The organism is Glycomyces harbinensis (assembly GCF_900101745.1).
Classification (GTDB): Bacteria; Actinomycetota; Actinomycetes; order Mycobacteriales; family Micromonosporaceae; genus Glycomyces; species Glycomyces harbinensis.
On record NZ_FNAD01000012.1, the window covers coordinates 1 to 22913 of the forward strand.

Below are 22913 nucleotides of genomic sequence, written 5' to 3' on the forward strand. Positions count from 1 at the left end.
CGCCCCCGCCCCCGCCCCCGCCCCCGCGGCCGGCGGCATCCCGGGTGACACCGACCGATCCGGTGAAGGCACCACCGGCTTCGCCGCCACCCTGAGCGGCGACAAGCGCCCCGGCGAAGCCACTGCGGCCGCGCTGAACGGCGCCGACGTCCCCATCGGCGACACCTCGAGTGACCACCGACGTCCCGACGAGGCAACTGCTGCCGCTGAGGCCGGCATCGATCCCCACAGCCATCACCAGCCTTCCGGCGAGTCCGCGGTGACCCGCCCGTCCTCCTCTCACCCCTCACCCGCCCATGCGCCTTCAGCTCATGCGGCCCCCGCCGACGCGCCCGGACCGAAGCCGCATCCCGCCGGCGCTCAGTTCGTGACCGTCGAGGACTCGATGGGCATCGTCCACGCCTCCCGGGGCCGCGTCGCGCCGCTGAGCCCCGACATGCGCTCCGAGGTCGCCATCGTGACCGGCCTCGCCCGGACCGTGTTCGGCCCCGGCGACACCGTTCCGTGGGAAGCCTTCGCCGCCGATTACGACCTCATCCGCGACCGCATCGAACGGGTCGTGCCCGGCTTCGAGGACTACAACGCCCGCGCCCGCGTGCCCGGCGGCTTCGCGCTGCCGCACGCGCCCCGCGACGCCCGCGTCTTCCCCACGGCCACCGGCAAGGCCAACTTCACCGTCAACCCGGTGACCTCACCCGAGGCCGGGCCCGGCCGCCTGCTGCTCCAGACCCTGCGCAGCCACGACCAGTTCAACACCACCATCTACGGGCTCAACGACCGCTACCGCGGCATTCACGACGGCCGCCGCGTCGTGCTCGTCAACCCCGAAGACGCCCGCGAACTCGGCCTCGTCGACGGCGCCTACTGCGACCTCGTCAGCGAATGGTCCGACGGCGACCGCCGTGCCACGCACTTCAAGATCGTCCACTACCCGACGGCCCGCGGCTGCGCGGCCGCCTATTACCCCGAGACGAACATCCTCGTTCCGCTCGACTCCGTGGCCGAAATCAGCAACACCCCCACTTCCAAATCGATCGTGATCCGCTTCGAACCCGACAGCGCCCCGGCCGCCACCTGACCGGACTCGCATCGTGACCTCTGACAACGGCCCTTGCGATCCGGCCCCCGGCCGCGCTATCCAGGCAAGTAGAGCACCACGAACCTGAAGCCACGCTTAAGCCACCTGAAGGGAACCTGAAGCGCTATGGGCCGCGTCACCGTCCGCCGCAAGACCACCCGCCTCAACGGCGAGCACCGCACCGAGCGCATCGACACCCTCGCCGTCGAGGAACCCCTCGAGCTGCGCGTCGGCGGCGAATCCCTCCAGGTCACCATGCGCACCCCGGGCGACGACTTCGACCTCGCCACCGGTTTCCTCCTCGCCGAAGGTGTCATCACCAAGCCGGGCGACCTCCTCAACATGCGCTACTGCGCAGGCGTCGACGAGAACGGCGAGCAGACCTACAACCTCCTCGACCTCACTCTCGCCCCCGGGATCGAACCGCCCTCGAAGGCCGCGAAGCGGAACTTCACCGTCACCTCGGCCTGCGGCGTCTGCGGCAAGGACAGCCTCGCCGACGTCCGCACCAAGGCCGCATGGAACCTCGGCGAGGACGCCACGGTCATCGGCGCCGACGTCATCTCCTCGCTCCCCGAACGGCTCCGCGAGACCCAGAAGGTCTTCGACAAGACCGGCGGCCTCCACGCCGCGGGCCTGTTCACCGCCGAAGGCGAACTCCTCGCCGCCAAGGAGGACGTGGGCCGCCACAACGCCGTCGACAAGGTCCTCGGCTGGGCCCTGCGCGAAAACCTGGTGCCGCTGCGCGGCACCGTCCTCGCCGTCTCCGGAAGGGCCTCTTTCGAACTCGTCCAGAAGGCGGTGATGGCCGGCGTCCCGGCGCTCGCCGCGGTCTCGGCCCCGTCCTCGCTGGCCGCCGACCTCGCCGAAGAACAGGGCCTCACCCTCGCCGGCTTCGTCAGAGGCGACACGATGAACCTCTACACCCACCCCGACAGAATCGCCTGACCCCATCGCGCCTCGCGGCGTGTCTCCAGTCCTGAACCGTGAGGCCCGGTCCAGCGAGCGCCGACGGCTCGCGGGGCCGGGCCGAACGACCGGTGCGGTCATCGAGCCGGTGCAGGCCGGGAGCGCCCACCCGGCCGAGGTCTCGGATCTACCAGCGCCACCGCAGAAAACGGCGCTCGCGGCGAACCTTGATCGCGGAGAAGACCGTGCTTCCGGTCAGGCGAATGGTCGGCCCGTCCCCCTGAGCCACGCACTCGTTCTTCAGCCTCCCGCCCTGGAAGTCGATGCCGTCGTCGATCGCGGACGCGTCTTTCGGAAGGATGATCGTGAGCCCCGCGTGCGTCAAATGGGCCTCGATCGCCACCTCAGGGCTGGTGAAGACGGCATGGCGGAAGTCGAGCACGATGCGCGAGTGCATGGGCCTGACCGTGATGCGGGCCGGGACGTTCCAGGCGCCCTCTCGGGTGACCTTGGCGTGCTTGGGAGACAGGTGCAGATCCGGAACCGGGCCGTTCGCCCTGGACCGCTTCGCCACCGTGCCGGCGTTCTCGGGGAGGTCGGTGAGCAGCCGCTCGACTTCGGCGTAGGTCTTGGCCTCGTAGACCCGCTGTGAGCGCTCGGCGAACTCGTCGAGATCGAGGCGCCCCTCCTCGGTGGCGGCCTGGAGACGCTGCAGGACGGCGTCACGTTCGGCATTGGAGATGCGGACGTTCGGATCGGGCGTGGACATCGCGGTGCGCCTTCGGATCGGTCGGCGCCGAGCCTGTTCAGCGCCGCGCCCCAGTTGTTTTCAAGTCGAAGATACCGGTTCCCGGTCCGGGACCACGGCGCGCACCGGGCAGGCCGCATACTCACCCGAACGAGTGAACTTCGCGAACCACCCGAACAGCGTGTCACAAGAGGACACTCGTGTCGTAGACGCAGAGCGCACAGGGGACAGACAGCGCGCGATCCACGTTGTATGGTGCCGGAATCCGATCCTTCCCCTGATCGCCGCGATGAAACGGAACTCCCCATGGCCGACGCCGAGTTCGCCGTCCCCCCGTTCAACCTCCTTCTGGCCCTGGTGCACCTGCGCGGCAGCGGCACCACGGCAGACTTCAAGGCCGCCTTCGACATCAAGGACGTCAGGCCCGAAGCGAAGAAGCCGCTCCTCGAGCGTGAGCTGATCTCCGTCGACACCGCCGTCCGACCGTACGTGTACGAACTCACCGACGCCGGATGGTTGACGGCGAGGAAGCTCCTGTCCGCTCCGTCCCCGGCCAAGGTCAGCAACCAGACCGCGCGAATCCTGTGGGCGATCATCGGCGACTTCTCCGCCCACATGTCCCGCACCGGCACCGAGCTGGCGGACCTCTACCCTCCACGTCCCGAACCCTCGGCGGCCGACCAGATCCTTCTGACCTACCGGGAGCTGGCCGGCGACCCCGCCGACTGGGTGAAGCTGCGGACCTTGCGGGACCGGCTCGACGAGACGGACCGGGCCACCGTTGACAAGGCGCTCACCGACCTCCATGCCGATCGCACGATCCAGCTCATCCCGGAGTCGAACCAGAAGACCCTCACCGATGCCGACCGGGACGCGGCGATCTGGCTCGGCGGCGAATACCGGCACCTCATAGGGATTGAGGTGCGATGAACGGCGCACTCGAAGCACTGCGGAGAGCTCCGAGCGATTTCGCCGTCACCCCCGACGACATCTGGGACGAGCACGCCCGCCCGCACGTCCCCGGCATCAACGAGCCGGCGCTGCGAGCCATCGAAGCGCAGATCGGCATGGCAGAGCGCAGTACCCGATCCAGTGTCTACGGACTCCCGATCATCGGCGAGGGTGGACGTGGGAAGAGCCATCTGCTCTGTCAGACGCGCATCCGCATCCAAGAACGCGGCGGGTTCTTCGTCCGTCTCAACATCCTCCACCTCGACCACTTCTGGTCGAACCTCGTCGGCAGTTACCTTTACGCACTTGACATGCCGCACCGGCTCGCCCAGACGGGGCTGGCGCACTTGCTCGAAACACTCGCCGAACGGGCCGACGTTCCCTCCGGGGCGAGGAAACGCATCATCGACGAGCGCCAACCCGACCCCGAATCCGCGGCGCAGTTCATCGAAGCGGTCCGCGGGCTCGATCCCACGCTGGGCGGCACCCGCAACACGCTCCGCGCGCTGATGCTCCTGCATTCTCGGAACGAGTACATGGCGGCTGCCGGAGACGTCTACCTCAACGGCGGCGAGATCGACCCCGAGGCGGCGCCCGGCTTCCCCCGCCCTGCCCCCGCACCTCCCAAGGAGATCGTCCGTGACCTCTCACAGCTCATGTCTCTGTGCGGGGCTACGGCGGTTGCCGTCGACCAGGTCGACGACATTGTCCGCGCCTCAAGCGCGGACACGACTGAGAAGCGCCGCCAGAGCGCAGGGCAACTCCTCGACCTGCTGGGCGTGAACCTCGTCGATGTCCGCGACGCCACCAGGCGTACGACCGTGCTCATCGCCTGTGTCCGGAACACTTGGAAGGAGTTCACCGACTACACCGCGAACACCATCGCGCAGCGGTTCGAACCGCCGGTCTACCTCGACGATTCGCTCCCGAACAAGGACGTCGCAGCGGCACTCCTCGCTGCCGTCCTCGCACCCGTGTACCGCGAGAACGGGTACGAACCCAGATACCCGAGCTACCCGTTCCCTCCAGAGAGCCTGTCGGACGCCGTCAACTTCAGCCCGAGGCAACTCCTGCGCGCCGCTGGAGAGCACTTGCGCTCCTGCATGGCGGCGGGCGTCATTACCGAGGCAGTGCAGCTGCAATCGACCTCGCTGCCGCACCCAGCGCCGGATCCGGAGCCCGCCCGAGCCGTGGACGGGCTCGACGACCTGTTCGACCGATATCGCTCCGAAGCGCTCGTCAATGACGAGCCGAACTCGGACACGGAGTATCTTCAGCTGCGGCCCCATCTCGGCTCGGGGTTGCAGGCCTACCGGATGGAGAACGGTCGCAGCATCGAGTCCTTCAAAGTCACCTTGTCGGCCGGCCAGAACCAGGGATTCCACGTCGAAGTCCGCGACCGCGGTGGCGAACGCACGCAGCGCTGGGTGTTCAAGGCGATCGCGACGACCAACGGCAAGGCCGTCCTCAACCGCGTGCGGGCGCTCCACAGCTGGGCCAAGCTCGGCGTGGAGAACCCCGTCGAGGACGACCACGCGGTGCTCTGGGTGGCAGCCCCGAGGACACGCTGGCGCAAGTGGACGCCCGGCGCCCTGGTCTGGGAATGGGCCGACAAGTTCCACCGTGACGGACTCGAAGTCATGGCGTCGGAACAGGACCTGAGAACCTTCAGCGCCCTGCACCGCATGGAATCCGAGCGTGTTCCCGGATACGAGCTCTGGCTTCGGCTGAGGCGGCCGGCCTCGCGTACCTACCTTCTCCAGGCGGTCTTCGGCTCACCGCCGGACGGATCGACGGACGCCGGAAATCCCGACTCTCCGGTGTCCCCTGATGATCGCAAGTCCGAGCTGCAAGGTCGGACGCCGGTCGTAGCGGAGGGCAGGACCATGGTGGACGGGCCGGGCGGCGAGCGCACGTTCCTCACGATCCCCTTGGGTCGCGGTGCCACCGCACACGCGACCGCAAAGGGCGGCAGTGTTCTCGTCGGCGCACTGGGCGACGGCGCGAGCAGCAGCGTCGGAGCCCTCGGGGAATCGGCGATCGGCCGGGTCGCCATGGACGCCGTAGACGACCCCGGCACCGAGCCTGCGAACTCGACGCTGCCGGTTGGGCGACGTTCCTCGGGCGCACTGGTCCACCTCGACCTCGCCCTGATGGCAAGACACACCGGGTGCTTCGCGGGATCGGGCTCAGGGAAGACCGTCCTGTTGCGACGCATCATCGAGTCGGCGGCGCTGCAAGGCGTGTCCTCGATCGTGCTCGACCCCAACAACGACCTGTCCCGGCTTGGGAACCCATGGCCCCAGCCGCCCGGCTCGTGGATGGACGGGGACACCGAGGCGGCGGCGGCATACCGCGACGATGTCGAGGTGATCGTCTGGACTCCGGGCCGCAGCAGCGGACGGCCGCTCAGCTTTCGGCCGCTGCCGGATTTCGCCGCGGTCGCGGGAGACCCCGACGAGTTCGACACCGCGGTCGACACCGCAGTGGCCTCCCTGGTACCGCGTGCACGGATCGGCAAAGCCACCCCCAAGGACGATCACTCGCGGGCCGTCCTCCGCGAAGCGCTGGCGACCTACGCCCGCGACGGCAGCTCGGACTTCACCGGCTTCCTGGATTTCTTGGAGGAACTGCCCGACACGGCCAGCTCAATCCCGAAGGGCGCCGACATCGCCGTGCAGATCGCATCGACGCTCCGCGCCGCCATGATCAACGACCGCATCTTCGCCGGAGCCGGAAAGCCCCTCGACCCGGGCGTGCTCCTGACCCCGAAACCCGGGAAGCGGGCACGCGTCTCAGTCGTCAACTTTCTCGGATTGCCGACCGAGGAGCAGCGTCAGGGCTTCGTCAACCAGCTCGAGCTGGCGCTGTTCTCGTGGGCCAAGCGCAATCCAGCGAACGGCAAGCCGCTTTCGGGGCTGTTCGTGCTCGACGAGGCGCAGACGCTGGCGCCCTCAACCGGATCGACCGTCTGCCTCGACTCCACCCTCGCGCTGGCCTCGCAGGCCCGTAAGTACGGACTCGGCATGCTGTTCGCGACCCAGTCGCCCAAGGGCATCCACAACCGCATCGTCGGCAACTGCGGCACCCATTGGTACGGCCGCATCAACGCGCCCTCGCAGATCGCCGCCGCCACTGAAGTGGCACAGAACAAGGGAGGATCGCCAGTGGATCTCGCGCACCTGTCCTCCGGAGAGTTCTACCTCGCCGCCGAAGGCCGTGCGACTGAGCGAGTCGACGTCCCGATGTGCCTCACCCACCACCCGCCCACCGCGCCCACCGCCGAGGAGATCCTGGCCTCAGTGCGTCGATCAGGGGAGGACCCGGACGCATGAACGAGATCATCCGCGAGCGGCTGGCCGCCTTCCGGGCCGGTCATGAACTGCCGGAACTGGACGACGCCAAGCTCTTCGAGACCTTCGCCGCCTACTGCGTGCTCCACCAGTTCCACGAAGAGCGATTCGAGCCGGAACTCCACCGGACCGGAGGCGGCAACGACCTCGGGGTCGACGCCTGGGGGATCGTGATCAACGGCGACCTGCACCACGACCTGGCGGGCGTCAGGCAGGCCGTCGAGGCCAACCGCGAGATGAACGTCGTCGTGATCGCGTTGCAGGCCAAGACGAGCGCCTCGGCCGAAGGCAAGGTGGTCGCCGACCTCGCCGACAACCTGCGTCAGATCTGCGCCCGCTCGCCGATCTCCTACACCGCCTCTCCCGAGGTGATGGAGCTGCACGAGGCGCTCGGGCTCATCTACGACCACCAGCACCGCCTCACCGAGCACAGCCCGCGACTCGAAGTGCGATACGTCCACTGCGGACAGGAGGCCAACGTCGACCTCCTCGAGAAGTGCCGGTCGGCCGAGTCCGCCATCGACGAGATCGGGCGCTTCCAGTCCGTCAGGTTCGCCGCCGTCGGCTGGAGGGAGCTCGACCGCCTCTACAAGCTGACCAACCGCAAGGTCAAGGCGAAGTTCGACTGGCCGAACCGATCGGCGATCCCGGCGATGGAGGGCGTCAAGGAGGCCTGGGTGGGCACCATTCCCGCCTCGGAGTTCGTCGAGCGGCTGCTGGTCGACGAGGGCGGCAGCATCCGCAAGTTCCTGTTCGAGGACAACCTCCGCGAGTTCCTCGGCCAGTCCAACGAGGTCAACGACGGCATCGCGCAGACGCTCGCCGATCCCGTGAAGCGCAAGCGCTTCGCGGTCCTCAACAACGGCATCACCGTGATCGCGACGAGCTTCGACACCTCCGGCAACGAATGCCACATGAGCCGCTTCCAGATCGTCAACGGCTGCCAGACAGGGCATGTGCTCTTCGAGAACCGCGACAAGCTGACCGACGACGTGCACGTGAAGCTGACCGTGATCGAGCCCGAGAGCGAGGGCATCGCCGCCGACATCACGATCGCCACCAACCGGCAGACCGAGATCGCCTCCGACGACCTGCGCGCCGACCAGAAGATCCACCGCGACATCGAGGAGTACTTCCTCATCCAGCGGCAGCCGCGGGACCTCTACTACGAGCGCCGCAGCGGCCAGTACGACGCCAGGTCGGTGACGATGACGCGCGTCATCAAGCAGAGCCAGCTGATCCAGGCCTACGCTTCGGTGTTCCGCGGCCACGTCCACGAGGCGTCCCGAACGGCGAAGCTGCGCAGCGACCCCGCGCTGCGCATCTTCCACGCCGACAGCCACCCGATCGCCTACTACACCGCGGCCGCGATCTGGTACCAGGTCGACTGGCTGCTGCGCAACAACCACCTCGATCGCAAGTGGAAGCCCGCGCGGTTCATGCTGATGGCCGCCGCGGTCCGCCGGTTCGCCAAGGGCCTCGATCTGCCGCAGAGCCCGCGCTTCGCCGAGCGGCACTGCGAGATGCTGCTGAAGCAGATCTGGAACCGAGACGAGGTCGAACGGCTGGTCTGCCTGATGATCCCGCATCTGGAGAAGCTCCTCGAGACGGAGGCCTCCAAGCAGCGCCTGCACGACCTCGCCCGGACCAAGGGCTTCACCGAGCGCTTCCTGGAGGCGGTCGCCGAAGTGGAATGACGCGGGCCGCGTTCTCCGCCACAGGTCCGAGTGGGGTGGGGTTTTCCGAAAGCTCCCGCTCTTGATCCGCGGCTTCCGCGCGCGATCTAATATTTACGTCCGTAAATATTAAGTGCGGTTTCGACCGCAGGCCCTGGTCGGGCGATCGCGCGGGGTCTCGGTTGCGGCCGCGGGCGTGTCCTTTTCGGCGCGCCGGACCGAAGGAGCTCATCCATGGAAGTCACGCGGAGCCGCCGGAGGCGGCTCGGAGCAGTCGGGTTGGCGGTGGGGGCGCTCGTCGCCTCCTCCGTCGCAGTGGTGGCGGCAGTCCCGGCATCTGCCGCCGCATGCGATGCCGTCCAGTACTCGATCACCTCGCAGTGGGGGACCGGGCACAACGCCGCGGTGTCCATCAAGGCCGGCTCGGAGTCCCTCAACGGCTGGAGCGTCGAGTTCGACCTTCCGACCGGCTCGACCGTCCAGAACGCATGGAACGTCGACTACACCCAGACCGGCCGGCAGTTCCGCGGCGAAGACGTCGGGTGGAACGCCCAGATCAGCGCAGGACAGACCAGAGAGGTCTTCGGCCTGACCGTCACCGGCACGGGCACCACGCCGACCACGTTCAAGGTCAACGGAGTCGCCTGCGGCGACACCGGCAACCCGACCACGCCGCCCACCACGGGCGAGCCCACCGACGACCCCACCGGCGAACCGAGCCAGCAGAAGCAGACCCGCACGCCCGCGTTCCTCACCGAGGCCGGCGCCGAGACCGACAACTTCGTCGAGTCCGAGAACTTCACCGTCCGCTGGGGCGACGCCGTCAACGCCGTCGCCTGGGGACAGCAGCACGGCTACAGCAGCTATCCACAATGGGTCGCCGACCACATGGAGGAGATCTACGACTACTACGTTGACGAGGTCGGCTTCGTCGACCCCGCCGACCACGGCACCGGCTCCCAGTACCGCATCAACCTCTACCTGTGCGGCACCTGGTCCAACGGCTTCCTGCCGCCCGCGAACTGGGCCGGGCCCGACGAGATCGGCGTGGGCCACATCTGCATGCCGTACGACAAGATCTGGGACGACTGGGTCGAGTCGCACGAGTTCAACCACATCCTCCAGTCGTACGCGAGCGACATCAACGACGACAACGGGAACGGCGGCGGCTGGGGCCACGGCAACCCCGTCGCCGGACCGGTCTGGGAGGCGCACGCGAACTACATGGCCCGCATGCAGCGCCCCGAAGTCGTCCTCGGCTCGGGCTACTACCTCGAGCGCCAGCACTTCCGCTGGCTCGCCCAGGAGACCTACTACGGCGACTGGCTGATGTTCGACACGATCGCCGAACTCTACGGCGCCGAAGCCGTGGACCGGCTCTGGTTCGAGGCCCAGCAGGGCGAGCACCCGATCAACACCATCAAACGGGTCCTCCAACTCGACCAGGCCGAATTCGCCACGCTCATCGGGGAGATGACCTCGCGCCAGGTCGTCTACGACTTCGACCAGGGCGCCGCGATGCGCACCGACCTGTGGCGGAACGGCGGCTCGTACCGCCCGCTCCACACCGACCCGCTCACGAGTCTGGGTAGCAACCGCTACCGGATCGCCACCACCGACGCGCCGCACCAGTACGGCCACAACATGATCCGGCTGAACCCGACCACGAGCAACGTGAGCGTCCAGCTCACCGGCGCCTCGAGCCTGTCGGGCGCGGACTGGCGCTTCCGGCTCGTGGCGGTCAAGGCCGACTTCTCGGTCCGCTACAGCAGCCTGTTCTCGCCAGGGCAGACCGCGAACTTCTCGCTCCAGAGCGGGGAGACCCACATGATGCTCGTCGTCGCGGCCACGCCGTCGCAGCACCGCAACTACACGATGTGGCAGACCGGCGTGGGGGACCCGTTCCCTTACGAACTCACCATCACCGGAGCCACGCCCTCCTAGCCGTCAGCCTGTGGGGCGGAACCTTCCGCCCCACAGGCCCGGCGTTCCCGCCTGTTCGGAGGAGCCGCACCGAACCGCCGACGACTACATTGAGTCTCTGGGTCGTGACCGATCAGGAGGCGCCGTGTACGTGGTCATCGATGTGGAGACGACCGGTCTGTTCAACAAGGACCGGATCGTCGAGATCGCCGTCGCGCAGCTCGACGAGCACGGCCGGGTGACCGCCGCCTGGGAGACGCTCGTCAACCCCCGGCGCGACCTCGGCCCCCAGGAGCTGCACGGGGTCCGCGCCGCCGACGTCCGCCGGGCGCCGACGTTCGACCAGATCGCCGGGGACGTGATCGAGCTGCTCCGGGACCGCGTCCCGGTCGCGCACAACCTCGCCTTCGACAGCCGCCTGCTCGCACACGAATACCTCCGACTGGGCTGCGAGATCCCGAACCTCGGCCGCTTCGGCGTCTGCACCATGCAGTGGGCGGACCACTTCCTCCCGGACGCGGGACGCAGCCTCGCCGACTGCTGCCTCGCCGGCGGCATCGCCAACGAGCGACCCCACGAGGCCATGTCCGACGTACTCGCCACCGCGGAACTCCTCGCCCTGTACCTGAACAGCATGGGCCCCGCTCCACTGTGGGAAGACCGCGGGCTGGACCCCGATGCGCCGGTGTGGCCCTCGATCCCCGCATGGTCGACCGAGCCGGTGCGCCGCGGCGCGGGCGCGGCCGACGGCGGCGCGTTCCTCACACGGCTCGTCGACCACATCCCTCGCGTCCCGGACCCGCCGCAGGCGGACACCTACCTCGCCCTGCTCGACCGCGCGCTCGTGGACCGGCACATCTCGGCGACCGAGGCGGACCTGCTGGTGACGCTGGCGGCAGACCTCGGCATCGGACGCGCCGCCGCCATCGAACTCCACCGCGGCTACCTGCGGTCGCTGGCCGCCGCGGCCCTGTCGGACGGCGTCGTCTCCGCCTCCGAGCGCGATGACCTGAACCGGGTCGCCGGCCTCCTGTCGCTGTCGCTGGGCGCGGTCGACGAAGCGCTGGCCGCGGGTGCCAACGGGCCGGCCCCGGTGCGAGCCAGGCCGGAGTACCGCCTCAAAGGAGGAGACGTCGCGGTCCTCACCGGTGCTTTCGCAGAGTCGAAGTCGTTCTGGGCGAAGCGGCTCGAGTCAGCGGGTCTGAGCGTGTCGCCGAACGTCACCAAGAAGACGTCGCTCGTGGTGGCCGCCGACCCCGACTCACTGTCGGGCAAGGCGGTGAAGGCCAGGCAGTACGGCATCCCGGTGATCGGCGTCGACTCCCTGGACACGGTGCTGGCCCGGATGGCACCGACCTCACGGGTCTAGCGGGTGCTTCGGGAGCCGAACTCCGGGAGGGAGAGCGGTGTCGTCGACACCGGAGAACCGTTGCAGGGCGGTCCCGGACGGGTAGTAGGACAGGGAGGCGATGCCGTGAGCCAGGTTGATCGGCACGAGCGACCCTTCGTGCAGATAGCTGACCAGCTCCGGGAGCGTGGCGATGATCCGTTCGAGCCCGATGAAGTCTTGGGGGGAGCTAGGCGCGGATTCAGCTTTCATGAACACGCCGGTCGGGACGTTCAGCGCGAGAGCGAAGCTTGCGTCGAGACGCACCAGAATCTTCTCCCCGTAGTTCGTGCGCGACCCGTACGTATGCTGCGCCTTCGGCATCCGCTGCACCCGGTCGCGCATGTAGGCGTGGGAGAGGATCGCGACTTGGGGCCAGTCCGGATCGGGATGCTGGCGGAGATGGCGGACCTGGGATTGAAGGTGGTCGAAGAGCATCCCGGACTTCTCCTGCCCGACCAGGTATATATTCCGACCTTCCTCATCCTTGAAGTACGCGAGCATCTCCCGCATTCGCCTTGTCAAGGTCGCGTATTGACGCGGGAACATGAGGGGCCCGTCCTTGACGAACAACGTGTCGTCGATCGCGTCGAGATTGCCCGCACGCCAGAGTCGGTAAAGGTGCGCGACCAGGAGCAGCACCTCGTGGATCGCCATGTAGGCGCTCGCAACGGTCTCGGTTGCGGAGTCCTCGCCGATGTCGAGATGGAGCCCGAGCACATCGGTGATGTGGATGGGCTCAGTGCACCTTCGGCACCGGCTCTCGTCGGCGTCGTATGGAAATGGCCCGGCTGGTTCATGACAATGAGGACATCCGAGGTCTGGGCTCTCGGACTCAGGACCCCAACCCTGGTACATCAGCCATTTCATGGCCTTATAGACGATCCCGCCGTGCTCGTAGGTGATGATCTCACGAATCAGTTCCCGAACCGAGTTCCGGACGTTCGCGGACCGGCGGAGTGCCATGTTCCGAAGCGGGAAGACGGCGTTGCAGTGGATCGCCGCGTCCTTCATCAACCGCTGGATCTGGAGCGGGTGGGGAAACTGCGGGTCTACTTCGGCGGCGTCGCTCGTGCGCAGGTGGAACCGCGCCGTTTTGACGAAGCAGAGCTCTCTGAAGCCGTCCTCCGATGTCACCTTGTGCAGAGACCCGTCCGATGCCACCGTGTTCCCGAGCGGCGCCACACCGGAGACATCGAGGTGAAACCATGGCGCGAGCCGCTGGTCGTCTTCGAACTCTCTGCGCTCGAAGCGGGTGACGAGGTCGCGCATGAGCGGGCTCTCGATGACGTCGATGTGGCTCGTCTTGCTGGCGGCTTGACCGGGAAGATGCTCGCCTCCTTGATACGGCATCGCATGCCTACTTCCGGCCCTGGAACATGCGCGCCTGGACGGGGATCACGAACCGGTGCGAACGGGTCAGCATGCGCATGTAACCGGGCTGCTTGGTCCGGAGGATGTCCTGCTCGACGCCACTGAACGCGGTCTGCAGTCTCGACAGCGCTTTCACTTCGTACTCTGAGGACAGATGCCCGACGAAGAAGTTCTCGGTCTGGGTGAGCAGCTCTCCATTGATGGTCGAGGGGGACTGAGTGGAGTACACCATGCCGATGTGGAACTTGGCGCCCTCCTTGGCAAAGCGTGCGTAGATGCCCTTCATGTCCTGACTGCCGCCCGGCGGAAAGAGGTTGTGGGCCTCCTCGAAGTAGAGCTGCACGTAGTGATTTTTGAGCTTCTCGTGGGTGAAGGCCCATTCCTGGTGGACGAAGAGCTCGTTGGAGATGATGTCCGAGAAGTACTGGCGCATCGTGTCGGTGGCGCTGCCGAGGTCGAGTATCACCGTCTTGCCCGCCCTGATATGCAGGATAATCTCCTTGGTGACCGCAGAGGCGTCCGGTGAGTGGTACTCCGCGTACTCGCCAAGCATCTGCGGACCCTTCCCGGCATCGGGCACCAGGAATTTGAGCAGGGCCTGGTCTCCCGCGTCGAACAGCGGTTTGCCCGAATCGGTGGCCAGGTCCCAGTCCTTCGACTTGGCGAATTTGGTGAAGAGTTCAAGTTCGCGCAGGAGTTCGTCGAGCGTGGCGATCCGCTCGGGCGGCGTCTTGCCCGAATAGGCCTCTGCTCTGAGATCCCTGTCGAATCCCGGATTGAACTTGCCCTTGCCGACGGTCATCCGCAAGTCCCCGAGTCGGGATTCGTTGGCCGGATATCCGGCCTTGTGGAGGACCGCCCAGTAGGCCAGCACCTTTCGGATGAGGCGTGTGCGCTCGTTGTAGGGCTGATGGTTCGCGACTTCGCTGGGTTCGGGGACTTCGGTGGTGGCGAAGTTCGTGATGTACATCGAGCCTCTGCCGCTGGTCTCGAGGAACCCGCGGAGCGCGGTCATGCCGTCGGGGGCGTTCTCATAGAAGTTCAACCGCAGCTCATGGGACGGGGTGTTGCCGCGTTTCTTGAGCGCGTAGACGACGCACTCGTCCTGGTGCGCTTTGAACAGGGAACCGCCTTCATCTCCCGTGCCGTCTTGAGCGTTGTCGTTGGCATACTCGCCGTTGACGTCGAAGATGACCTGTCCGACAGTGGTGCCCGGTGGCGGGTTCGTGATGACGCCTTCGGCGATGAGTTTGACGACGTTCGACTTGCCGAGGCGGGTCTTGCCGAACATGGCGGTGCGCGTTGCGATGAAGTCGGCGCTGGCGAGTCGGACTGGGATGGGTGCTGTCTTCTCGGACCCGTTGAGGAGGTGGTGGAACTGGGTCTCGGTAGGCCGCAGGTCTCCGAGGGTCCAGGAGTGCCGGGGTTCGGTGGGCACCAGGCCGTTGACAATGAGGTCCAGGACCTCGTCGGGCGGCGAGTACACCAGGTAGTGGTGCGGGCTGCGGATGTTGGTCTGGTCTCCGGCGAACGCCACCTTCAACGGCTGGTCCGGGTCCGGGTACATCATCCCGAGCATGTCGCAGTTCAGGGCACCCCACTGAAGCTCATTGGTGGTCCAGATGTCCAGTTCGGGCATGGACTTCTTATGCAGTTCGAAGTAGGTCTGCTGGACCTGCTCTGACAGCGGTGTGGGTGCGATGTCGCGGACGCGCAGCACACTGAAGTGCGGCGGAATGCCGTTCGGTTTGCGTGGTGCCAGGATCAGGAACGAGGAGCGTGGGATACCGCCCACGGTGTTCTTGAGTGGGTCACAAGTGATGATGCGGGCGTTGTCATAGCCGAGGTCGAGCACATAACCGACGAACCGCAGCGTCTTCTCCAATCCCGGTTCGGTGACACTGGCCGCCGTGTTGGCGTGCTCGCGCTCTAGGAAGTCGGTGAGCACATCGAATGGATGGGGTGGGGCGTTCATCGCTGCTCCTCAGGGACTGGAGATGACGATCTCGGTGTACTGCCTGCGGTTCTTGCCCGAGGCGGCGATGGCACTGAAGCGTGAGACCTCGGTGAGGCGGAAGCCGTGGCCGGCATAGAGATCGCGGACGCTGTCATGAGCGGCGTTGGTCGCCAAGACCTTGGCTCCGCGGTCGACGGCACGGGCGAGCGTCTTGGCGAGGCGTTCCTGGTCGTCCCAGGAGAAGAGGGTTTCGTTGTACTTGATGAAGCCGTTGTTGTTATGGCGCACGGTATACGGCGGGTCGGCGAAGACGAGGTCGCCGGACGCGGCGCGGTCGATGGCTATCTCGAAGTCGGATGAGCCGATCGCGGCGCCTTGAAGCGCTTCGGAGAGGACCTGGAAGTCGTCGGTGTCGTAGATGATCGTCTTGCGGTCGCCCATCGGAACGTTGAATCGGCCCTGGCGGTTGACCCGATAGATGCCGTTGAAGCAGGCTCGGTTGAGGTAGATGATCCGCGCGGCCCGTTCCGCGAGTAAGGGCGGATTGGCTTCCCGGGTGAGCCGATAGTGCTCGGTGCCATGGGATTCCTCGTGCAGAAGGAGGTGCCGCATGACTTCGGTGGGCTGGTCGCGGATTCCGCGGAATGCGGTGACGAGATCGCTATTCGCGTCGGTGAGAAGCGCCCGCTCCGGTCTGAGGTGGAAGAACACCACGCCACTGCCGAGGAACGGCTCTATGTAAGTCCTGAAACGGGTTGGAATGAGACCGGCATGGTCCCTGACAAACCAGCGTTTGCCGCCCGCCCACCGCAGGAACGGTACGAGCGTTCGCGGGCGAGCTCGATCCCGTTGCGTCTTTTGCAGATTGGGAGGCATGGAGTGGATCGTAGCGAGACGATCGCTGTCGGTCAACCCGCGCGGCGGAATGCATGACATCCTCGTATTCTGTTGCGATGGAGAAGACAACGGCGGCACGGTCGCCGCGTGCCTGGGCGATCCACCCCAATCGGGCCGGCTTTGTCGCCGATCTTTGGCGGGGTGCGGTGGCCCCTCTGTACCTCGACCGCGCCGATCCCACGGGTGACTTGTGGAAGTACGCCACCAAGGCGGATCTATACCAGCAACTGCTGTCGTATTACGGACAGAAGCGTTCCAACACTGCGATGAACTCCGCCATCCAGTTCTGGAGCTTTGCGCATGAGATCGGTGTCGGCGATCTTGTTGTGATCCCCGAAGACAGCGACGGGGACTTGCTAGCAGTGGGCAGGGTGCAAGAGAGGTATCAGTACCACCCGGGGAACCCGCCATCTCTTCGGCACAGGCTGTCCATCGCGTGGGACCGGATCGGTATCGACCGCTCAGCCGTCCGCCCTGATCTCCGGGCAGGCCTGGGGTCGCTCGTCTCGGTTCGCGAGCTCGTCGACAACAACGCCGCCGATCGCATCGCGCATCTCGCGAAGCACGGCACCGACCCCGGGCCAGAAGAGCCGAGCACACGGGCCGAGCTGGCGAGGACGCTCGGCGAGGCGATGGCAGCCGCGGCACTGGACCCGCCGAAGCCGCTCGAAATGCCGGTCCGCGAACTGTTGGCCCACTGGGGCTACCAGCAGCGGAGCGACACTGCGATCACGGACGTTAAACGGGATCTGCTGCAATCGGGTCTCACCACCGTCCCCCCGTTCACCGAGGGCAACCTCGAACGCGTGGTGAAGCTGGTCGGAATCCCCGTTTCGAAACCTGCGGGAGAGGGCGAAGACGAGTCAGGCGACGAATCCCCGATCACTGACGGAACCGAGAATCTGGTCGAGACCGATTCGATCGCGCTTCGAATCGGGAACTTCCCGTTCCCGACCAAGCCGATCACGACCTAGACCACGTTCGAAGAGGCCCGCCATCGGATGGTGTCCAAGAAGTTCTCGCAGCTCGCAGTGGTGGACCATGAGGGCACCTACCAGGGTGCAGTCACCGCCGACCGGATCATCCGGGCGCATCTCACTCCGGGAGACCCGGTCTTGAGCGATGTCATGGACGACCAGATCCCGACCGCGCACCGCGAGGACTATCTGCTGTCGAAGCTCGATTTGATCTTTGAGCACGGATTCATTTTCGTTCACTCCCAGGACCGGAAGTCCATCGACGGGATCCTCACCGCCGCCGACTTGACCAAGCGCTTCGGCGCGTTCATGCAGCCGCTGACAATCCTTGAGGAGATCGAGAATCGCCTCCGTCGAGCGGTCGACGAGGCCCTGACCCTCCAGGAAATCCGCAAGAACACCCGGCGGAAGAGCAGCGATGTGAACAGCGCGGCCGATCTCTTCATGGGTGACTACGGCTACATCCTGAAAGAGGAGAAGTACTGGTCGCGCCTCGGATGGGGCATCTCCCAAACCATGTTCCTGGACCAGCTCCAGTCGGTCATCGCAGTACGGAACTCGATCATGCACTTCTCGTCGGACCCGCTCTCCGACAAACAGCGGGACGTGCTCCAGGAGTTCCGGGAGATCCTCAGCTCGGTGGTTCCGAGACGATGAACGCCGGTCGCCGGGTGGTCCCACCGGCTCCTAAGTGGGATCGTTCATCGAGGTCAAGCCTGATAGCCTCGTGAAACGGTTCATGCGCCCGGTGCGACGGGCCGGACACCCGATCTGGAGAGGGAACCCCATGACCCCATCCGCCGCAGAGGCCACCGTCGGGCTGCCCGCCGTGGGGGACAGGGTCGAGGTGCGGGACTCCCGGTGGACCGTTGCCGGCGTCGACACTTCCGGGACCGACACGCTCGTCGAGCTCGCCAGTCTCTCCGACGACGGCTTCCGGGAGCCCCTCCGCCTGGTCTGGGAGCTCGAACCCGGCCCGCCGCCTGCTCTCCGCCTCCGGGCTGCCGGAGATCGCCCGCGAGGGCTTCGACCCGCCCGGACAAGCCGCCGCCTTCCTCGACGCGATGCTGTGATCGGCCCTGGTCCGCCTCGACACGCGTGAATTCCAGGCCCTGTTCCGCTCCGGCGCGGACGTCCAGACCTACCAGTTCGAACCCGTGTGACGCTCACTCATCGCTCTCCGGGTGAACCAGCTCCTCGCCGACGACGTCGGCCTCGGCAAGACCGTCGAAGCCGGACTGGTCGCCAGCGAGCTGATCCTGCGCCACCCATGTCGGCCGATGGCGGGCCCGATCCCGACGCCGTCCATATCGGCACCAAGCACCGCCTCAAAGGACTGGAGTTCCGGTGTGTCATCATCGGATTCCGCGGAGCGGAGCACTTCCCCTTCCACTACATCCGCAAGCTCGCCGACACCGACCCCATCGGTACGAGCTGGAGACCGCCAAAGCCCGCAACCTGCTGTTCGTCGCCGTCACGCGTGCCCGGGACGAGGCCGTCTTCACCCGGTCCGGCGATCCGAGCCCGCTGCTGCGGCTCGGCGGTTAATTCTCAGGAAAGGAACAGCCCAGTGCGACTCGAATCGACCAACTGGCAACTCTCGCAACTGGTCTCGCAGATCTCGACAGGAGCGGTCAGGCTGCCCGAGGTGCAGCGCGGATACGTCTGGAAGCCGATACAGGTGGCCTCGTTCGTCGACTCGCTGTACCGCGGCTACCCGATCGGATCGCTCCTGTTCTGGCGCTCGGACGTCCAACCGCTCACCAGAGAGGCCGACATCGACGCCGTCCCGGGCGAGAGCGGTGCGCCGCTCTACCTGCTCGACGGCCAGCAGCGCCTGACCTCGTTGCACCGGGTGTTCAACGATCACGACCAGGCGCAGATCGTCTTCAACGTCGAGACCGAGCGGTTCCAGAACCAGAGCTCGTCCACGGTCAACGACGTCCGCTGGGTCAAGGTGTTCGACATCGTCGACGGACGGATCGACCTGTTCGAGCTGACCTTCAAACTCTCCGAACGCATTCCCGAGCTCGACCGCAACGACATCCACAAGCGGCTCGCCCGGCTCGAGAAGACCAAGGAGCGCACCGTCTACCTCGAAATCCTCGGCGAGTTCGAGTACGAGGAGGTGTCGGAGATCTTCATCCGGGTCAACAGCGGCCGCCCGCTCAAGCGCATGGACCTCGCGCTGGCGACACTCTCTGCGCGGCGTCCGGGCACGTTGGCGCAGCTCGAATCCGAGGCCGCCCACTGGGCCGAGCGCGGCTGGGGCGACCTCGATCTGACGTTTCTGGCGCGTGCGCTGACCGCCGCGGTCCTCGGACGGGGCCTCACTCCCGCCTCCAACAAGCAACTGCTCGCCAAGTCCGACGCGGAACTCGACGCCGGATGGCGGACGGTGCAGCGCGGCCTCCGGCACCTCGTGCCGCTGCTCAAGGAGAACCTCGGCGTCACGCACAGCAGCCTGCTCAAATCGGTGGTGGTGCTGCTCCCGCTGGTCGTGCTACTCGGAGAGCGATCCGACGAACCGATGGAATCCGAGACCGCCGACGCGATCCTGTACTGGTTCCTCGCCGCGACGCTGCGCAACCGCTACAGCGGTTCGACTGACACCAAACTCGGCCAGGACATCCCCGACGCCCGTAAACCCGACGGCGTCAACCGCCTCCTCGACCGTCTGGGCCTGCCCGACGGCCGACTCGAGGTCACCCCGCGAGACCTGGTCGACCGCAGTAGCGGCAGTCCGTATTTCATGATGAGCTTCCTCGCGGCCAAGTCGCAGGGCGCGCACGACTGGTGGTCCGGCGCGGCCGTTTCGGTCGGCGCCGAAGGGGGCCACAAGCTCGAGTACCACCATGTGTTCCCGCAGGCGCTGCTTCGCCGCAGCGGCGAGTACACCAGAACCGAGATCAACGACCTCGCGAACCTCGTCTTCATCGCGGGCCGGGCGAACCGAGGCATCGGCGCGAAGCGCCCCAACGAGTACCTGGCCGGTATGGCGATTTCCGACGACGAGCTGCTCGCGCACTCGATTCCGGACGACCGCTCGCTGTGGGAGGAGAACCGGTACCGGGCCTTCCTCGCTCGCCGCAGAGAACTGCTGTCGGGGGCAATGAACGCCATTCTCGACAGACTCCGTCCTCAGTGGCTGGTCCGTGGTGGTGACACCGGAGACCCCATGGACGGCCTCGTCGTCGACTTCACCTATGCCGTTCCCGAAGGCGGCGAAGACCAACTGCATGTCGAGGTGCAGGTCGGCGGCCAGCAGTGGGAGGGCGTCTGCGAAATGACCGAGATCTACTCGGTGCTTCAAGACGCGTCACTGGGCCTGAACTCGGAGCTGATGCTCTCCGGAACGCGTGTGGCGGTGTCCGCCGGGGATGACGACATCACGATTCCCATGGGACCGGTAAGGATCTCAGGGTCAAAAGAAGAATGGCAGAAGACGCTCACGCGAATCGAGAACGAGATCGAGTACCCCGACCAACCGCTGACCTCCTCACACAGCGGCTGGGACGGCCCGATCGTGGACGTCCAGGTGACCGCCGTGGTGTGATCGACCGCCGGCCTCCGCCGACGGGTGAACACCGAGCGGCAGAGCGGGCCCATGCCCGCACTGCCGATTCTCTGCGATCGCTATGGGCGCCAAACGGGGTCGCGGCCGGTGAGGGCGATCAGGCGGTCTTGGGCGTCGGCGTCTGCTGCGACTTGCAGTGCCGGTCCGTAGATGCCCTCCCGGGCCGCCTGGTCGTCGGCGTCCTGGCCTACGAACGCGACCAGAGCCTCGAGTGTCGCCGCATCGAGCCGGTAGTCCTGGCCGGTCGCCCTCGCGAGGTCCCAGCCGTGGATCGCCACCTCGTTGAGGCCCACCAGGCCCATGATCGCGGCCGGGAAGGTGACGCCGCCCGCGGTGGCGTCACCCTCCCAAGCCCCTGGGGCGGCCCAGGCGTCGGCCAGGATCTGGAGGCGTTCCTCCAGCAGAGGGCGCCAATCCGACGGCGGCACCGCCGGGGGTGTTTCCGGCGGTGCGTCATTGTGCGGTCCGCGCTCGCCCCGGGCCGCGGCGGTGAACGCCAAGGTCAGGCCGAGCATGTGGTTGACCAGGTGCCCGACCGTGTACTCCTCGCAGGGCGTGGGGCCGGACAACTGCGCCTCGTCCACGCCTGCGATCAGGCCCGCCACCAGGTCGGTAGTGCTCTTGAAATCGGTCATGCTGCCGCCCCTCGATCCGGAAGTGTCACCGGTCGAGACGATGCGGGGCGACCGGATTCATCGGTGGCCGGCCTCCGGATGCCACATCGCGGTGCAGGCCTCGCGAACAGGCGGCCCGAGGCGGCGACCGTGTTACGGTCGAAGTTCAACCCATCCGATTTCGACCCGCTTCTCCCATGAAGAAGGCCCGCAATGCCGCACGACGACTCAGTTCTGATCGAAGCCGGCCTGCAAGTCCTCAAACGCTATGCCGCACGCGGCGAAACGCTCTCCTACGGCGACATGAACCGCGAACTCGGCGAGCCGTACAAGGCCGGCGGGAACTTCCCCGGCCAGATCGGCAAGCTCTGCGACGACATCAACGCCCGCCATTCCAGCGCCTCGGGCCTCCAGCTCATGATCTCGGTCCTGGTCCGCAACGGCGAGACGGGGCTGCCCGGCGAGGGCTTCTTCAAGCTGGCCGACAGCCTCGGACGGCTGCCCCTGACCGACGAGATGGACGCCAAGCGCGCCTTCGTCCAATCCCAGGAGAAGCGGATCTTCATGGTCTACCGCGAAGCGAAGGCACCCGTCTCCGGATTCGCCCCCTACCGCTGAGCGCCCTCAGAGGTTCGCGTCCGCGTAGGCGTCCATGCCCTCGCGGAGGTAGACCGCCAAGCCCGTCGCCACGTCGTCGAACGTCGCCGTGAACGCCGGGTCCTCGGTGTACAGGGCCCCCAGGCCCTTGTACGCCTCGGCGGTCGGCGCCGTTCCCCAGATGCTCGCCATGAACGCGTAGTGGTCGGCGACCACCGTCTGGACCTCTTCGGTGTCGGCGGCCTTTCCGGCCTCCTTGAGTTCGGCGAGCCTGCGGTGCAGCGCTTCGAACCTGGCGGGGATCGCCCGGCGCTCTTCGTCGGTCATCGCCTTGACCGCCGTGTCGCTCGCGTCCACCGCGGCGTCGCCCCAGCGGCGCCGGGCCTCGGCCTCGTACTCGTCGTTCAGTCCCTCGAACCACGTCTCGGGTGTCATCTTCTGGTCTCCTTCGAGTTGTCGGATCGTCGCGTCGACGGTCGCGGCGAGGCGGTCCAGGCGCTCGCGCTCGCCCGCGAGCTGCTCGGCGTGGCGCTCGAGCGCCACGACTTCGGCGAGTTCCCCTTCGAGGATCTCGGCGATCACGTCGAGGCGCAGCCCCAGCCGCTTGAACAGCAGGATCTGCTGGAGGCGCAGCAGCTCGGCGCGGCCGTAGCGGCGGATGCCGCCGCGGCCGACCTCGGCCGGCTCCAGCAGCCCGATCGCGTCGTAGTGGCGCAGGGCGCGCGCCGAGACGCCGGTCAGCTTCACCACTTCCGACGTCTGCCACATGCGCATCGGCACTCCTTTCCTGTCGTGCGAATCCGACGTTATCGGCTGACGTTACGTCAGCCGCAAGCCCGAAAAAGGGAGACGGCGCGCACAGGCCGGGGCCGGAGCGGGTGTGCGCTCCGGCCCC

The 22913-nt window shown here is 66.7% G+C and carries 16 protein-coding genes and 1 pseudogene; 11 read left to right on the top strand and 6 right to left on the bottom strand.

Annotated features, from left to right (window positions below):
• Positions 1–1078, top strand: a 1078-nt coding sequence (locus tag BLQ63_RS28910; protein WP_281187979.1) for a molybdopterin dinucleotide binding domain-containing protein, incomplete at its 5' end; no start/stop codon positions are given.
• 126 nt (positions 1079–1204) lie between these two features.
• The gene (gene fdhD / locus BLQ63_RS18365) at positions 1205–2026 is read left to right on the top strand and encodes a formate dehydrogenase accessory sulfurtransferase FdhD (protein WP_091038481.1); all 822 of its coding nucleotides are present in this window, start codon (positions 1205–1207) and stop codon (positions 2024–2026) included.
• A gap of 148 nt (positions 2027–2174) precedes the next feature.
• On the opposite strand, the gene BLQ63_RS18370 is transcribed toward fdhD, so the two are convergent.
• Entirely contained in the window at positions 2175–2756 is a 582-nt protein-coding gene (locus BLQ63_RS18370) for a DUF1707 SHOCT-like domain-containing protein (RefSeq protein ID WP_091038488.1), read from the bottom strand.
• A gap of 285 nt (positions 2757–3041) precedes the next feature.
• Between BLQ63_RS18370 and BLQ63_RS18375 the strand changes: the two genes are divergently transcribed.
• The 5 genes from BLQ63_RS18375 to BLQ63_RS18395 all read left to right on the top strand — a co-directional run bounded on the left by BLQ63_RS18375 (position 3042) and on the right by BLQ63_RS18395 (position 12007).
• On the top strand, positions 3042–3665 hold the full coding sequence (locus BLQ63_RS18375) for a hypothetical protein (RefSeq protein WP_091038490.1): 624 nt from the start codon (positions 3042–3044) through the stop codon (positions 3663–3665).
• Entirely contained in the window at positions 3662–7021 is a 3360-nt protein-coding gene (locus BLQ63_RS18380) for a helicase HerA domain-containing protein (protein WP_091038492.1), read from the top strand. The genes BLQ63_RS18375 and BLQ63_RS18380 overlap by 4 nt, the downstream gene beginning before the upstream one ends.
• Positions 7018–8736: an AIPR family protein gene (locus tag BLQ63_RS18385; RefSeq protein ID WP_091038495.1), complete on the top strand. Its 1719-nt coding sequence runs from the start codon at positions 7018–7020 to the stop codon at positions 8734–8736. Before BLQ63_RS18380 ends, BLQ63_RS18385 begins: the two co-directional genes overlap by 4 nt.
• Positions 8737–8949: 213 nt before the next feature.
• Positions 8950–10659, top strand: a complete 1710-nt coding sequence (locus tag BLQ63_RS18390) for a DUF6055 domain-containing protein (protein WP_091038497.1) — start codon at positions 8950–8952, stop codon at positions 10657–10659.
• A gap of 124 nt (positions 10660–10783) precedes the next feature.
• Positions 10784–12007 (top strand): exonuclease domain-containing protein, encoded by a 1224-nt coding sequence (locus BLQ63_RS18395; protein ID WP_177155006.1) that lies wholly within the window; start codon positions 10784–10786, stop codon positions 12005–12007.
• Here the strand turns inward: BLQ63_RS18395 and BLQ63_RS18400 are convergent.
• From BLQ63_RS18400 to BLQ63_RS18410, 3 genes are read right to left on the bottom strand one after another with little or no spacing between them, the layout of a single operon-like run.
• Positions 11996–13378, bottom strand: coding sequence for a hypothetical protein (locus BLQ63_RS18400; RefSeq protein ID WP_091038502.1), 1383 nt, complete (start codon positions 13376–13378; stop codon positions 11996–11998). The genes BLQ63_RS18395 and BLQ63_RS18400 overlap by 12 nt on opposite strands.
• A 7-nt stretch (positions 13379–13385) precedes the next feature.
• Positions 13386–15374, bottom strand: a complete 1989-nt coding sequence (locus BLQ63_RS18405; protein ID WP_091038504.1) for a helicase HerA domain-containing protein — start codon at positions 15372–15374, stop codon at positions 13386–13388.
• Between the two features lie 9 nt (positions 15375–15383).
• Positions 15384–16232: a DNA adenine methylase gene (locus BLQ63_RS18410; protein ID WP_091038506.1), complete on the bottom strand. Its 849-nt coding sequence runs from the start codon at positions 16230–16232 to the stop codon at positions 15384–15386.
• Positions 16233–16309: 77 nt separating this feature from the next.
• Between BLQ63_RS18410 and BLQ63_RS18415 the strand changes: the two genes are divergently transcribed.
• From BLQ63_RS18415 to BLQ63_RS18425, 3 genes and pseudogenes are all read left to right on the top strand, one after another.
• The gene (locus BLQ63_RS18415) at positions 16310–17227 is read left to right on the top strand and encodes a hypothetical protein (RefSeq protein WP_143014986.1); all 918 of its coding nucleotides are present in this window, start codon (positions 16310–16312) and stop codon (positions 17225–17227) included.
• Positions 17228–17239: 12 nt separating this feature from the next.
• Positions 17240–17887 (top strand): annotated as a pseudogene (locus tag BLQ63_RS18420) (CBS domain-containing protein); the annotation flags it as partial.
• Between the two features lie 913 nt (positions 17888–18800).
• Complete coding sequence (locus BLQ63_RS18425) at positions 18801–20786, top strand: GmrSD restriction endonuclease domain-containing protein (protein WP_177155008.1); 1986 nt, start codon at positions 18801–18803, stop codon at positions 20784–20786.
• An 80-nt stretch (positions 20787–20866) separates the two neighbouring features.
• Here BLQ63_RS18425 and BLQ63_RS18430 read toward each other — a convergent pair whose 3' ends face one another.
• Complete coding sequence (locus BLQ63_RS18430; RefSeq protein WP_091038516.1) at positions 20867–21442, bottom strand: TIGR03086 family metal-binding protein; 576 nt, start codon at positions 21440–21442, stop codon at positions 20867–20869.
• A gap of 192 nt (positions 21443–21634) precedes the next feature.
• Here BLQ63_RS18430 and BLQ63_RS18435 point away from each other — a divergent pair, with 192 nt between their 5' ends.
• Entirely contained in the window at positions 21635–22039 is a 405-nt protein-coding gene (locus BLQ63_RS18435) for a hypothetical protein (RefSeq protein ID WP_091038519.1), read from the top strand.
• Positions 22040–22045: 6 nt separating this feature from the next.
• Here the strand turns inward: BLQ63_RS18435 and BLQ63_RS18440 are convergent, their stop codons facing one another.
• On the bottom strand, positions 22046–22786 hold the full coding sequence (locus BLQ63_RS18440) for a MerR family transcriptional regulator (RefSeq protein WP_218125346.1): 741 nt from the start codon (positions 22784–22786) through the stop codon (positions 22046–22048).
• Positions 22787–22913 lie beyond the last annotated feature (127 nt).

Bases quoted from the DNA above. Each gene is read 5' to 3' on its own strand.
- fdhD (WP_091038481.1), top strand. From the start codon at position 1,205: ATGGGCCGCGTCACCGTCCGCCGCAAGACCACCCGCCTCAACGGCGAG.
- BLQ63_RS18370 (WP_091038488.1), bottom strand. From the start codon at position 2,756: ATGTCCACGCCCGATCCGAACGTCCGCATCTCCAATGCCGAACGTGAC.
- BLQ63_RS18375 (WP_091038490.1), top strand. From the start codon at position 3,042: ATGGCCGACGCCGAGTTCGCCGTCCCCCCGTTCAACCTCCTTCTGGCC.
- BLQ63_RS18380 (WP_091038492.1), top strand. From the start codon at position 3,662: ATGAACGGCGCACTCGAAGCACTGCGGAGAGCTCCGAGCGATTTCGCC.
- BLQ63_RS18385 (WP_091038495.1), top strand. From the start codon at position 7,018: ATGAACGAGATCATCCGCGAGCGGCTGGCCGCCTTCCGGGCCGGTCAT.
- BLQ63_RS18390 (WP_091038497.1), top strand. From the start codon at position 8,950: ATGGAAGTCACGCGGAGCCGCCGGAGGCGGCTCGGAGCAGTCGGGTTG.
- BLQ63_RS18400 (WP_091038502.1), bottom strand. From the start codon at position 13,378: ATGCCGTATCAAGGAGGCGAGCATCTTCCCGGTCAAGCCGCCAGCAAG.
- BLQ63_RS18405 (WP_091038504.1), bottom strand. From the start codon at position 15,374: ATGAACGCCCCACCCCATCCATTCGATGTGCTCACCGACTTCCTAGAG.
- BLQ63_RS18410 (WP_091038506.1), bottom strand. From the start codon at position 16,232: ATGCCTCCCAATCTGCAAAAGACGCAACGGGATCGAGCTCGCCCGCGA.
- BLQ63_RS18415 (WP_143014986.1), top strand. From the start codon at position 16,310: ATGGAGAAGACAACGGCGGCACGGTCGCCGCGTGCCTGGGCGATCCAC.
- BLQ63_RS18430 (WP_091038516.1), bottom strand. From the start codon at position 21,442: ATGACCGATTTCAAGAGCACTACCGACCTGGTGGCGGGCCTGATCGCA.
- BLQ63_RS18435 (WP_091038519.1), top strand. From the start codon at position 21,635: ATGCCGCACGACGACTCAGTTCTGATCGAAGCCGGCCTGCAAGTCCTC.
- BLQ63_RS18440 (WP_218125346.1), bottom strand. From the start codon at position 22,786: ATGTGGCAGACGTCGGAAGTGGTGAAGCTGACCGGCGTCTCGGCGCGC.